We start from the raw sequence: 12,390 nt of genomic DNA, 5'->3' as shown, positions 1-12,390 counted from the left end.
CAGGTTGATACCTTCCTGCCGCCTTCGCGTTATTCACGCAAAATACCCATGCCCATTTCATGGCTGAATGACAGGGACATTCACACGTATACTCACAACAGTACTTCTTTTTATTAAGGAACCCTACATGTCCATTTGGCAACGGGTCAATTTCACCCATCGCTTTAGTCAATTACCGTCAGCGTTCTATACGTTGGTCGAGCCACAACCCTTGGATAACACTCGCTGGGTCGCTTGGAATGGTGAGTTTGCACAGCAGTTTGGTTTACCAGCAGAGCAAAACGATGAGTTATTGGCGGTTTTTTCTGGGCTAAGTGAATTCGAACAATTTCGTCCTCTTGCGATGAAATATGCAGGCCATCAGTTTGGCGTTTACAACCCAGATTTGGGCGATGGACGTGGATTACTGTTGGCAGAAATTGAGCATCAGGATGGTACTTGGTTTGATCTTCACCTCAAAGGTGCAGGGCTAACGCCTTACTCGCGAATGGGAGATGGGCGAGCGGTATTACGCTCAACTATCCGTGAGTACCTGTGCAGTGAAGCCATGGCGGGCCTTGGGGTTCCCACGACACGTGCTCTCGGTATGATGGTCAGTGATACACCTGTTTATCGAGAAAAAACGGAATCGGGCGCTTTGTTACTTCGAATGGCTGAAACCCATGTTCGATTCGGTCACTTTGAGCATTTCTTTTACACCAACCAGTTAGCAGAGCAGAAGCTGTTGGCGGATAAGGTGATTGAGTGGCACTTTGCTGATTGTGCATCGGCGGAGAAACCATATGCCGCGATGTTTGACGCCATCGTGACTAAAACAGCCGAGATGATCGCATATTGGCAAGCTTTTGGTTTTGCGCATGGTGTGATGAATACCGATAACATGTCAATTCTTGGGCAAACTTTTGATTATGGTCCGTTTGGCTTTCTTGATGATTATGAGCCGGGATACATTTGTAATCATTCAGACTACCAGGGTCGTTACGCATTTGATCAACAGCCTAGAATTGCGCTTTGGAACCTGTCAGCACTGGCGCATGCGTTATCGCCACTCGTTGAACGAGAAGATTTAGAATCGTCGTTGAGTCAATTTGAAGTTCATTTAAGCCAGCAGTTCAGCCGCCTCATGCGTGAGAAGTTGGGCTTAAAAACTAAGATAGCGGAAGACGGGCGTTTGTTTGAAGCTATGTTTGAGCTTCTTCACCAGAACAAAACGGACTACACTCGCTTCTTCAGAACACTCTCAAACCTTGATAATGCGCCTTCCCAAGCCGTAATCGATTTATTTCTCGACCGAGAAGCTGCGCGAGCTTGGCTTGATCTGTACTTAGCTCGGTGTGAGCTAGAGGTTGATGAACTAGGGGGCCTGATTTCAACCGAACAGCGTTGCAAACAGATGCGTCAAGCCAATCCCAAATACATCTTGCGTAACTACTTGGCTCAGTTGGCGATTGATAAAGCGGAAGAAGGGGACTTTAGCGAATTACACCGATTGGCCGAACTGTTAAAACGCCCATTTGATGAGCAACCCGAGTTTGATGATTATGCGAAATTGCCGCCGGAATGGGGGAAGAAAATGGAGATAAGCTGTTCTTCATAAATGGGTCATTTCCCACCCATTTATATCTTTTTCTTGGGTGGAATTCACTCGTTACACTTCGGATTCATGTTAACGGGCTTTGTTAATTTATTGAAATATATATAAATTTTAACATGGTCCATTAATTGCTCTTTGTTGAACATCCGTACCCATCGCCTAACACCTAGTTACTCATGGACGGGATGGGATGTGATTCAACAAGGAGAATAATAATGTTTAAGCCTCTAACTCTACTATCTGTCTCTGCACTTGCTGTTACCAGTTTTAATGCTGCCGCAAATTGTGACCCGGGTGAAACGGTCATCAAGTTTAGCCATGTAACGAATGCGGACAAACACCCTAAAGGCATCGCGGCTTCGTTACTTGAAAAGCGCGTCAACGAAGAGATGAACGGTAAAGTCTGTATGCAGGTGTTTCCTAACTCAACTCTTTATGATGATGACAAAGTGTTGGAAGCGCTACTGAATGGTGATGTTCAACTCGCTGCTCCTTCTCTTTCTAAGTTTGAGAAATTCACCAAGAAGTACCGCCTTTTCGATCTCCCTTTCTTGTTCGATGATGTCGACGCGGTTGACCGTTTCCAAAACTCGGAAGCGGGTGAAAAGCTGAAAAACTCAATGAAACGTCGTGGCCTACAAGGCATTGCGTTTTGGCATAACGGCATGAAGCAAATGTCAGCCAACAAGCCGCTCATTTCTCCAACTGATGCTGAAGGACTTAAGTTCCGTGTTCAAGCGTCTGATGTACTCGTTGCTCAGTTTGAGCAGCTAGGTGCTAACCCACAAAAAATGTCGTTCAAAGAAGTTTACGGCGGCTTGCAAACTAAGGTTATTGATGGTCAAGAAAATACTTGGTCAAACATTTACGGCAAAAAATTCTTCGAAGTTCAAGATGGCATTACGGAAACGAACCACGGAATTCTGGATTACTTAGTTGTGACGTCAAACGACTTCTGGAAAAACCTACCAGATGATCAGCGCGAGCAGTTAAATACCATTATTCAAGAGGTAACTGCGCAGCGTAATGCTGAGTCAACCAAAGTAAACCTTGCGAATAAGAACAATATCATCGAAGCCGGTGGTGTGGTTCGTACTCTAACGCCAGAACAGCGCCAAGAGTGGGTCACTGCACTTCAACCAGTATGGAAGAAGTTCGAAAAAGACATTGGTTCTGACCTAATCGAAGCCGCTTTGGCGTCTAACCAAAAATAATAACACCTAGCACATTTAGCCCTCTCAAACTGAGGGGGCTCTTTCCCCCTACAGACGACGTGATGTAATTATGGAACAGACTTTTTTTGCCAAGGCTGGACGAATCACTGATGCCATTGAAGAGACTTTGATTGCTTTCTTCTTGGGTGCCATGACCTTGCTGACCTTTGCCAATGTCATCTTTCGTTATGTCTTTAACGACAATATTCTTTGGGCGCTTGAGCTCACCGTTTTCATGTTCGCATGGATGGTGTTGGTTGGCGCATCTTATGGTGTGAAAAAACACTTTCATATTGGTGTCGATGTCATTATTAACATCGTTCCGGAAGGTAAACGAAAAGCCCTGGCGCTTTTTGCAGCAATGTGTTGCTTAGCCTTCTCTATTTTGCTGTTAATTGGCGCTTGGAACTACTGGTATCCGTTCGCTACTGACCGAGCGTGGTATGAAACGGACGATATTCCGATGCCTGAAATGCTCCAGTTCATGGCCGACTGGTTAAATGAGGGAGAGCGTTATGAAAAGCTGCCACGTTTTATTCCTTACTTCGCTTTGCCACTTGGAATGGCGCTACTAACGTTTAGATTTGTTCAAGTCACGTGGCAAATCGCTACTGGTAAGCTCGATCGCTTGATTGCAGGACATGAAGCGGAGGAAGAGCTCGAATCTCTTAAAGCTGAGATGAGTGACGCTGAAGACGTAATGGCTCCAAAGGCCTCGCAAGACGCTAAAAACAAGGAGCAATAAGCCATGGATATCTTATTTCTATTTTTGATGGTAATTGGCTTTATGCTGGTTGGCGTGCCAATTGCTATTTCGCTGGGCCTTTCCAGTGTTCTTTTCCTTTTAATGCATTCGGATGCCTCTTTAGCGTCAGTTGCTCAAACGCTGTTTAATGCATTCGCGGGCCACTACACGCTATTGGCTATTCCATTCTTTATATTGGCTTCAAGCTTTATGTCGACGGGTGGCGTAGCAAAGCGGATCATTCGTTTCGCCATTGCCATTGTAGGCTGGTTCCGCGGCGGTTTGGCGATGGCTTCGGTTGTAGCGTGTATGATGTTTGCCGCGTTGTCAGGTTCCTCACCTGCAACGGTTGTTGCCATAGGTAGTATTGTTATCGCAGGTATGATCAAAAACGGTTACTCAAAAGAGTTTGCCTCTGGGGTAATTTGTAACGCAGGTACGCTAGGGATTTTGATCCCACCCTCGATTGTGATGGTGGTGTATGCAGCCGCAACGGATGTGTCAGTTGGACGTATGTTCCTTGGTGGTGTGATTCCCGGTTTGCTGGCGGGTGTCATGTTGATGATCGCGATTTACATTGCCGCGAGAATCAAGAACCTTCCAAAGCAACCTTTTGTCGGTTGGAAAGAAACTTTTGATGCCGCCAAGGATGCAAGCTGGGGCTTGTTGTTGGTCGTCATCATTCTTGGTGGTATCTATGGCGGTATCTTTACGCCGACAGAAGCCGCTGCGGTTGCTGCAGTGTACTCATTCTTTATTGCTAACTTTGTATACAAAGACATGGGGCCATTTGCAGACAAGAAAAACACTAAACCTGCGCTCGTTAAAATCTTCCAAACCTTTGTTCATAAAGACACCAAACACACCCTGTATGAAGCGGGCAAACTCACCATCATGCTGCTGTTCATCATTGCTAATGCCTTAATTTTGAAGCATGTTTTAACGGAAGAACGCATCCCGCAAATGATCACCGAGTCGATGCTCTCGGCTGGTCTCGGACCCATCACTTTCTTGATTGTGGTGAACGTCTTGTTGTTGATTGGTGGTCAGTTCATGGAGCCATCAGGCTTGTTGATCATTGTTGCGCCGCTCGTGTTCCCAATTGCGATTGCATTAGGCATAGACCCAATTCATTTGGGCATAATGATGGTGGTGAATATGGAGATAGGAATGATAACGCCGCCCGTGGGTCTTAACTTATTTGTGACCGCTGGTGTTGCCAAAATGTCGATGATGAACGTAGTGAAGGCAGCATTACCCTGGGTTGGAGTGATGTTCTTATTCCTAATTATCGTCACATATGTACCATGGGTATCGACTTGGTTGCCTACTACTTTGATGGGGCCGGAGATCATTACCAAGTAATGGAAGCCAGAAAGTAGAAAGAGGTGTGAGAATTCACACCTCTTCGTCTATTGACTTGTAACAAGTTTTGCGCGGGTCTGAATTAATTCGACGTTCATAGTGTCGCCACCTCTTTTTATTTTTACGACGCTCTTCACCGAATCTTCTCTCTTCTTGATAGCAACCGTCTACGAGCACGGTATCTGTAACAATCGGTATTCTCACTTTTTCGTTCATATCTATAACAACCATGATAAACCCGTTGTTAAAAATTATGATTCAAGTTGAATATAATGCCAGCTATTTGAACGTGTTTTATTTGTAAAGGTCTTTATTTATTTGGTAGCGCTGCATCTTGTCGTAAAGGGTTTTTCTTGGCACATTCAATTGGCACATTGTCTGTTTAATACTACCGTTGTTTTCTAATAAAGCGCCTTCAATGGCTGCTCTCTCAAACTCCGCCACTTGCTCTGCAAGGCTTGAGGAAGACTTAGCGACTGGGTTCGATTCTCCCAACTGAATTAACTTACCCAATAGCACAAAACGCTCTGCAGCATTTCTGAGTTCTCGAACATTGCCAGGCCAGTCATGGCTCATCAGTTGCGCTAGATCTTGGGGTGACAAGCTAGGTGAGCTTTTGCCATAACGTGAAGCTGCTACCAACAGAAAGTGGTGAAAGAGGGCGGGAATGTCTTCTTTTCGTTCGCGTAGTGGCGGGAGATCCAGGGTCACGACATTGAGCCGATAATAGAGATCCTGACGGAAAGTACCTTCTTCAGCTGCGTGTTTTAAATCGACCTTTGTTGCGGCAATCACTCGAATATCTAAAGGCAATAATTCATTGGAACCGACACGCTCAATCACGCGCTCTTGTAATACCCTCAATAAACGAATTTGGGCTTGGATAGGCATCGACTCGATCTCATCCAAGAAAAGTGTGCCGCCTTGTGCAAACTCAAATTTACCGATACGACGGCTTTCGGCGCCAGTGAATGCGCCTTTTTCATGGCCGTAGAGTTCACTCTCAATTAAGTTCTCTGGAACCGCTCCACAATTTACGGCGACAAAGTTTTGGTTCCGGCGAGAGCTTTGCTCATGTAAAGAACGAGCGATTAACTCTTTCCCTGTACCGGTTTCACCAAACAATAAAATATCGGCGTCGGTATCGGCGATTTGGGTGATGGTCTCTCGTAATATTTGGATGCTAGAGGTTTCACCAATAACTCGTGGACCAAGGGTTTTACTGGCTTTAAGTGACAGGCGCAGTTTTTCATTTTCATTGGTTAGTTTGCGCTTCTCAATCGCCCGCTTAACCGTTTCAACCAAATGTTCTGGCGCAAAAGGTTTCTCAATAAAGTCGTAAGCGCCTTGATGAAGGGCTTGCACAGCCATGGAAATATCACCGTGTCCAGTGATCATGATGACGGGTAAGTTTGCATCGCGTTGAGTCAAAGTTGTCAGCATATCCATACCAGAAATGCCCGGCAAACAGATATCAGTGACCACGACGCCAGCTTCTTCTCCTTGCTGCATCGCTATTAAAGCCGATTCTGCATCCACAAAAAACTTGGCGTCGATATCCGCCAGTTCAAAGGTCTGTTCTATAGCGATTCTGAGATCGGCCTCATCATCAATAAAAAACACCTGACACATGATCTTATCCTTTTGATGGTTCAGTGTTGTAAGAAGTGATAGGTAAACACAATGAGAATCGAGCGCCGCCTTGTTCTCGATTATGGGCACATAATTTTCCATTCATACTGGCTAAGATTTGTTGCGAGATAGAGAGACCCAAACCTAAACCGTTCAGTTTAGTGGTTAGAAACGGTTCACATAAATCAGAAAGTGAGAAAGAGCCAAGCCCTGGGCCATTATCATCAACATGAATCCAAACCAAATCAGTGTGCTCATCGTGTTCTACAGATAATTCTACCTGTTTGTCTTGTTGCTCTTTGAGTGCTTCTATCGCATTAGTCAGTAAATTGACCAACACTTGCTCCAGTTGAATAATATTGATCTGCACTTCAACATCATGCTCTGGCAAATTTGTTTCTAACGTGACGCGCCCTGATTTAAATGCGGGCTTCATCAGTTCTTTTACAGAGGCAATAACAGGGAACAGTCGAGATTGAGCCAACTCGTCACCACTGGTTTTTTTGGCGAAAGAGCGAAGTTGCTGACTGATATTTGCCATACGGTCAGTGAGAGCAGAAATGCGAGTGAGATTATCTTCCACTCGCTCATATTTTTCTTTTTTTAGAAACAGCTTGCCGTTCTCCGCAAAGCTACGAATTGCCGCAAGTGGATTATTCAGTTCATGGCTGATACTGGCCGACATTTGTCCTAACACCGCGAGTTTCGCTGCTTGCACCAATTCGTCTTGAGTAACGCGTAAAGTTTGTTCGGTATCGATACGCTGTGCGATCTCCGCTTGCAACTCGGCAGTCCGTGCCATGACTTGATATTCCAACTTTTGATTGGCTTCTTGTTGAATTCGTTCAATTTGCAAGTGACGCTGTTGACGGTGATAAATAAGCTGACCAATTAAAAACAAAACCATGAATGCTAGAGTGAGTACAAAGATGTAACCCATGGTGAACCAAACGATCGACTGTTTAGGAGACAGCACACGAATTGTCAGTTTGAGTTCGGGAAGGGGCAGCGAAGAGACCACCAAGGTTCCTTTATTGTATGGGTAACCCTGTTTAAGCTCAGAATGCACCTCGTCCAAACTACCCACTAATCCGAGCGTTTCAATTGGCGCATCAAGATATTGTTGGCTTGCCCAAACTTGCTTTTTCTCTTTTTTTGTCAGTGGTTGTAAGCTTTTGAGTAGCCATTCACTTCGGCTACTCATGAAAACAATTCCGTATGGGTCGCTGGCGACAAAAACACTGTTAGGTTGCTGCCAGTTGTCCTCTATCTTACTTAGGTCCATCTTCACCACGACGACACCAAGTACACCGCCAGCGTATACGATGGGATAAGAATAGTAGTAGCCACGTTTACCAGATGTTGAGCCCAGTGCGTAGTATTGGCTTCTTTTGCCTACAATGGCTTGTTTGAAATAAGGGCGAAATGCAAAATTTCGCCCGATAAAGGAGCGCTCTTTACGCCAGTTGCTGGCTGCGATCGTTGTACCCCATTGATCGATTAAGTACGTATCCGCTGCTTCAATCACGCCATTAACGGATTCTAAATACCGATTAGTGATTTCCAGTTGCGCACTGTTGTTGGGGTGCAGAAGCGCTTGATAAAGAGGATCATCTTTAGCGAGAAGATTTGGGATATGGGCGTACTTATCGAGTTTATTTTTTATATGGCCAGAAAACTGCTCCAGCTGTGATTGGTGTTTATCAAGTAGAGATTGATAACTGGTCTGCCAAACCCAATGGCCACCGATAATTGCGCACAGGAAATAGAAAGCAAAAAATGTCAGCAGAATCCGTTTTTTTTGCGACATCCTTACACTCCTTACAACTTCCTTTGGTCACGTAAGAAAATGTTAATAGTTTGTAGGAAGGATTAGGGATTTAGTTTTCAACTCTGTGGAGTAAAACAAGAGCAAGATCTCTTTTTAGGCTTTTCGATAAAAAAACCGGTCGATTCTCTTGAAAAAGTCGCTATTGTCCCCATTCTAGATATGCTGGCGATGCTTAGACGGTGTCTGAATCGCATTTTTGAAGAAAAAATGGGTCAGCATTCGAGAATTTAGCGCAGACAATGTCCACATAGTGGCTATTGGCTCGACAGGGTTGCGACAGATCGCTAGAATGTCGCGTCTAAAAATTCTGTCCTGAGGCTAATAGGAGATACCTTTGGTTATTTTATCGAAGATATCACTGATTAGTCCGGTACTGACAACCAGTATCGATACTCGATTTTAAATTAGGTGTTCGGACAGAACACTACACAAGGATGAAGCGTAAGCTCCTCTGAGTTTCGCTCATACGCTCGGAAAACCGAGCCACTTTAGAGGTTTATATATAATGCAAGTTACTGTTGAAACGCTAGAGGGCCTAGAGCGCCGTCTAAACATTACTGTTCCAGCTGCAAACATCGAAGACGCTGTAACAGCTGAACTACGCAACATCGCTAAAAACCGTCGTTTCGATGGTTTCCGTAAGGGTAAAGTGCCTCTAAAAATGGTTGCTAAGATGTACGGCAAAGCAGTACGTCAAGACGTTCTTGGTGAAGTAATGCAACGCCACTTCATCGAAGCTATCGTTAAAGAGAAAATCAACCCAGCTGGCGCTCCAACTTTCGCTCCTGTAGAGAACAAAGAAGGTTCAGACCTAGTTTTCACTGCAACTTTTGAAGTTTACCCAGAAGTTGAGCTTAAAGGCCTAGAGAGCATCACTGTTGAAAAACCACTAACAGAAGTTAAAGATGCAGACGTAGAAGAGATGATCGATACTCTACGTAAGCAACAAGCAACTTGGGTTGAAGTTGAAGAAGCAGCAGAAGATGGCAAACGCGTAAGCATCGACTTCGTTGGTTCTATCGACGGTGAAGAGTTCGAAGGCGGTAAAGCTGAGAACTTCCCTCTAGAAATGGGTGCTGGTCGCATGATCCCTGGTTTCGAAGACGGTATCGCAGGTAAAACTGCTGGTATGGAATTCGACATCGACGTGACTTTCCCAGAAGATTACCACGCTGAAAACCTAAAAGGTAAAGCAGCTAAGTTCGCAATCAAAGTGAACAAAGTTGAAGCTCGTGAACTTCCAGAACTAAACGACGAGTTCGTTGCTAAGTTCGGTGTTGTTGAAGGTGGTGTTGAAGCACTTAAAGCTGAAGTTCGTAAGAACATGGAACGCGAACTTAAGCAAGCTGTTAAGAACCGCATCAAAGAGCAAGCGATTGACGGTCTAGTTGAGCAAAACGACATCAACGTACCATCAGCGCTTATCGAGCAAGAAATCCAAGTTCTACGTCAACAAGCTGCACAACGCTTCGGTGGTAACCCAGAAGCTGCTGCTCAGCTTCCACGTGAACTGTTCGAAGAACAAGCTAAACGTCGCGTAGTTGTTGGTCTTCTACTAGGTGAAGTAATCAAATCTGAAGAGCTAAAAGCGGACGACGAGAAAGTTAAAGCTCTAATCGAAGAAATGGCTACTGCATACGAAGATCCATCAGAAGTTATTGCTTACTACGAGCAAAACGAAGAAATGATGAACAACATGCGCAACGTAGCTCTAGAAGAGCAAGCAATCGACGCGATCATCGCTAAAGCACAGGTTTCTGAGAAAGAAGTAGGCTTCAACGAGCTACTTAACCAACAACAACCTGCTGCTTAATAAGCAATATCTTGCGTAGAAGGTTGACTTAACGTTAACTATTCTGCTAACAATGGTCCGTATGATAGTCATCATCCGGGCCATTTATTTTAGGGACATAAGAATATGAGCTACCAAGAAAAAAATGCAATGTCGCCAATTATGGACGCGCTAGTACCAATGGTGGTTGAACAAACTTCCCGAGGCGAACGCTCTTACGACATCTACTCACGTCTGCTGAAAGAGCGCGTGATTTTTTTAACGGGTCAAGTGGAAGACCACATGGCAAACCTTGTCGTGGCTCAGCTACTTTTCCTAGAATCTGAAAATCCAGATAAAGATATTTTCCTATACATCAACTCGCCAGGCGGCAGCGTAACAGCTGGTATGTCTATTTACGATACCATGCAGTTCATTAAGCCAAATGTCAGCACTGTGTGTATGGGTCAAGCATGTTCAATGGGTGCCTTCCTGCTTGCAGGTGGTGCGCCAGGTAAGCGTTACGTACTGCCTAACTCTCGTGTAATGATCCACCAACCATTGGGTGGTTTCCAGGGTCAAGCTTCTGATATCCAAATCCATGCTCAGGAAATCCTGACGATTAAACAGAAGCTAAACAAGTTGTTAGCAGAACATACAGGCCAACCTCTTGAAGTCATTGAGCGCGATACTGATCGTGATAACTTCATGTCATCAGAGCAGGCTGTGGAATACGGTATCGTGGATGCAGTGTTAAGCCACCGTGGCGAGTAATTAGCCAGCGCATTTTGGCAAAAATTGATATACACTCATTCATGAAGAGTAAAGGCTAAGAGGTTAGCGAATGACAGATAAAAGCAAAGAAAGTGGCAGCGGTAAATTGCTGTACTGTTCTTTCTGCGGCAAAAGTCAGCACGAAGTTCGCAAGCTAATCGCAGGTCCGTCAGTGTACATTTGCGACGAGTGTGTCGACTTATGTAACGATATTATTCGCGAAGAAATCAAGGATGTTCTCCCTAAGAAAGAATCTGAAGCGTTACCAACGCCAAAACAGATCCGTGAACACCTTGATGACTATGTGATCGGGCAAGATTACGCGAAAAAAGTGCTCGCAGTTGCGGTATATAACCACTACAAGCGTTTACGCAATGGTGATACAACGAGCGAAGGTGTGGAGCTTGGTAAGAGTAACATCCTTCTAATTGGTCCTACAGGTAGCGGTAAAACACTACTTGCGGAGACATTAGCTCGATTCTTGGATGTGCCATTTACAATGGCAGACGCGACGACACTAACCGAAGCCGGTTACGTAGGTGAAGACGTTGAAAACATCATCCAAAAGCTTCTGCAAAAATGTGATTACGATGTAGCTAAAGCGGAACGCGGCATCGTTTACATTGATGAAATTGATAAGATTTCACGCAAAGCTGAAAACCCATCTATTACGCGTGACGTATCTGGTGAAGGTGTTCAGCAGGCGCTACTAAAACTTATCGAAGGTACGGTTGCATCGGTTCCACCTCAAGGTGGTCGTAAGCATCCTCAGCAAGAATTCCTACAAGTGGACACATCTAAGATCCTGTTCATCTGTGGTGGTGCTTTTGCTGGCTTAGACAAAGTGATTGAGCAGCGTGTTGCAACAGGTACAGGTATTGGCTTTGGTGCTGAAGTTCGTTCGAAGAATGAATCGAAGACAGTAGGTGAGCTATTTACTCAAGTTGAACCTGAAGACTTAGTGAAGTACGGCCTCATTCCAGAATTCATTGGTCGTCTACCTGTAACAACAACACTGACTGAGCTTGATGAAGAAGCGTTGATTCAGATCCTATGTGAACCGAAGAACGCACTGACCAAGCAATATGCAGCATTGTTTGAGCTAGAAAACGCCGAACTTGAATTCCGCGAAGATGCGCTGCGCGCTATCGCGAAAAAAGCAATGGAGCGTAAAACAGGTGCTCGTGGCTTACGCTCGATTCTTGAAGGCGTGCTACTTGAAACCATGTACGAATTACCATCTGCAACAGACGTTAGTAAAGTCGTGATTGATGAGTCCGTCATTAATGGCGAGTCAGAGCCACTGCTTATTTACAGTAACGCAGACAATCAGGCAGCTGGAGCAGAGTAAATTCAGCCATAATGAAAAAGGAGGTAAGTAATTACCTCCTTTTTTTATTTCTCTTATTGAATCCAAACAATTAGCCCCCATATACTGCCTTAAGTAATACGTTAAACGTGAAA

The 12,390-nt window shown here is 44.8% G+C and carries 10 protein-coding genes and 1 pseudogene; 8 read left to right on the top strand and 3 right to left on the bottom strand.

Annotation, left to right across the window (positions count from 1 at the left end):
* Nucleotides 1–127 precede the first annotated feature (127 nt).
* The 4 genes from R7Q41_RS18390 to R7Q41_RS18375 all read left to right on the top strand — a co-directional run bounded on the left by R7Q41_RS18390 (nucleotide 128) and on the right by R7Q41_RS18375 (nucleotide 4,918).
* Nucleotides 128–1,597: a protein adenylyltransferase SelO gene (locus R7Q41_RS18390; protein ID WP_206970935.1), complete on the top strand. Its 1,470-nt coding sequence runs from the start codon at nucleotides 128–130 to the stop codon at nucleotides 1,595–1,597.
* 212 nt (nucleotides 1,598–1,809) lie between these two features.
* Nucleotides 1,810–2,808 carry a TRAP transporter substrate-binding protein gene (locus R7Q41_RS18385; protein WP_017634784.1) on the top strand — a complete coding sequence of 333 codons (999 nt, stop codon included), beginning with the start codon at nucleotides 1,810–1,812 and terminating at the stop codon, nucleotides 2,806–2,808.
* A gap of 70 nt (nucleotides 2,809–2,878) precedes the next feature.
* On the top strand, nucleotides 2,879–3,553 hold the full coding sequence (locus R7Q41_RS18380; protein WP_005382256.1) for a TRAP transporter small permease: 675 nt from the start codon (nucleotides 2,879–2,881) through the stop codon (nucleotides 3,551–3,553).
* Between the two features lie 3 nt (nucleotides 3,554–3,556).
* Nucleotides 3,557–4,918, top strand: a complete 1,362-nt coding sequence (locus R7Q41_RS18375) for a TRAP transporter large permease (protein WP_005382255.1) — start codon at nucleotides 3,557–3,559, stop codon at nucleotides 4,916–4,918.
* Between the two features lie 33 nt (nucleotides 4,919–4,951).
* Here R7Q41_RS18375 and R7Q41_RS18370 read toward each other — a convergent pair whose 3' ends face one another.
* The 3 genes from R7Q41_RS18370 to R7Q41_RS18360 form a co-directional block, all read right to left on the bottom strand.
* The gene (locus R7Q41_RS18370) at nucleotides 4,952–5,134 is read right to left on the bottom strand and encodes a hypothetical protein (protein WP_021034161.1); all 183 of its coding nucleotides are present in this window, start codon (nucleotides 5,132–5,134) and stop codon (nucleotides 4,952–4,954) included.
* A gap of 78 nt (nucleotides 5,135–5,212) precedes the next feature.
* Nucleotides 5,213–6,550 (bottom strand): sigma-54-dependent transcriptional regulator, encoded by a 1,338-nt coding sequence (locus R7Q41_RS18365; protein WP_005382254.1) that lies wholly within the window; start codon nucleotides 6,548–6,550, stop codon nucleotides 5,213–5,215.
* Nucleotides 6,551–6,554: 4 nt separating this feature from the next.
* Entirely contained in the window at nucleotides 6,555–8,360 is a 1,806-nt protein-coding gene (locus R7Q41_RS18360; RefSeq protein ID WP_137281803.1) for a sensor histidine kinase, read from the bottom strand.
* Between the two features lie 39 nt (nucleotides 8,361–8,399).
* Between R7Q41_RS18360 and R7Q41_RS18355 the strand changes: the two are divergent.
* The 4 genes and pseudogenes from R7Q41_RS18355 to clpX all read left to right on the top strand — a co-directional run bounded on the left by R7Q41_RS18355 (nucleotide 8,400) and on the right by clpX (nucleotide 12,277).
* Nucleotides 8,400–8,612, top strand: a pseudogene (locus R7Q41_RS18355) (hypothetical protein).
* Nucleotides 8,613–8,886: 274 nt separating this feature from the next.
* Entirely contained in the window at nucleotides 8,887–10,194 is a 1,308-nt protein-coding gene (gene tig, locus R7Q41_RS18350; protein WP_005382251.1) for a trigger factor, read from the top strand.
* 105 nt (nucleotides 10,195–10,299) lie between these two features.
* A complete protein-coding gene (gene clpP, locus R7Q41_RS18345) occupies nucleotides 10,300–10,926 on the top strand; it encodes an ATP-dependent Clp endopeptidase proteolytic subunit ClpP (protein ID WP_005382347.1) in 627 nt (208 codons plus the stop codon).
* Between the two features lie 70 nt (nucleotides 10,927–10,996).
* Nucleotides 10,997–12,277, top strand: coding sequence for an ATP-dependent protease ATP-binding subunit ClpX (gene clpX / locus R7Q41_RS18340; RefSeq protein WP_005382345.1), 1,281 nt, complete (start codon nucleotides 10,997–10,999; stop codon nucleotides 12,275–12,277).
* Nucleotides 12,278–12,390: the final 113 nt, after the last annotated feature.

Source organism: Vibrio sp. 2096 (assembly GCF_033339595.1).
Classification (GTDB): domain Bacteria; phylum Pseudomonadota; class Gammaproteobacteria; order Enterobacterales; family Vibrionaceae; genus Vibrio; species Vibrio alginolyticus.
The sequence above is the reverse complement of the archived record's forward strand: the minus strand, read 5'-3'. Positions and strand labels throughout refer to the sequence as shown.

Excerpts from the sequence above, each read along its gene's own strand:
- R7Q41_RS18380 (WP_005382256.1), top strand. The coding sequence starts at position 2,879 with ATGGAACAGACTTTTTTTGCCAAGGCTGGACGAATCACTGATGCCATT.
- R7Q41_RS18370 (WP_021034161.1), bottom strand. The coding sequence starts at position 5,134 with ATGAACGAAAAAGTGAGAATACCGATTGTTACAGATACCGTGCTCGTA.
- clpX (WP_005382345.1), top strand. The coding sequence starts at position 10,997 with ATGACAGATAAAAGCAAAGAAAGTGGCAGCGGTAAATTGCTGTACTGT.
- clpP (WP_005382347.1), top strand. The coding sequence starts at position 10,300 with ATGAGCTACCAAGAAAAAAATGCAATGTCGCCAATTATGGACGCGCTA.
- R7Q41_RS18390 (WP_206970935.1), top strand. The coding sequence starts at position 128 with ATGTCCATTTGGCAACGGGTCAATTTCACCCATCGCTTTAGTCAATTA.
- R7Q41_RS18375 (WP_005382255.1), top strand. The coding sequence starts at position 3,557 with ATGGATATCTTATTTCTATTTTTGATGGTAATTGGCTTTATGCTGGTT.
- R7Q41_RS18385 (WP_017634784.1), top strand. The coding sequence starts at position 1,810 with ATGTTTAAGCCTCTAACTCTACTATCTGTCTCTGCACTTGCTGTTACC.
- R7Q41_RS18360 (WP_137281803.1), bottom strand. The coding sequence starts at position 8,360 with ATGTCGCAAAAAAAACGGATTCTGCTGACATTTTTTGCTTTCTATTTC.
- tig (WP_005382251.1), top strand. The coding sequence starts at position 8,887 with ATGCAAGTTACTGTTGAAACGCTAGAGGGCCTAGAGCGCCGTCTAAAC.
- R7Q41_RS18365 (WP_005382254.1), bottom strand. The coding sequence starts at position 6,550 with ATGTGTCAGGTGTTTTTTATTGATGATGAGGCCGATCTCAGAATCGCT.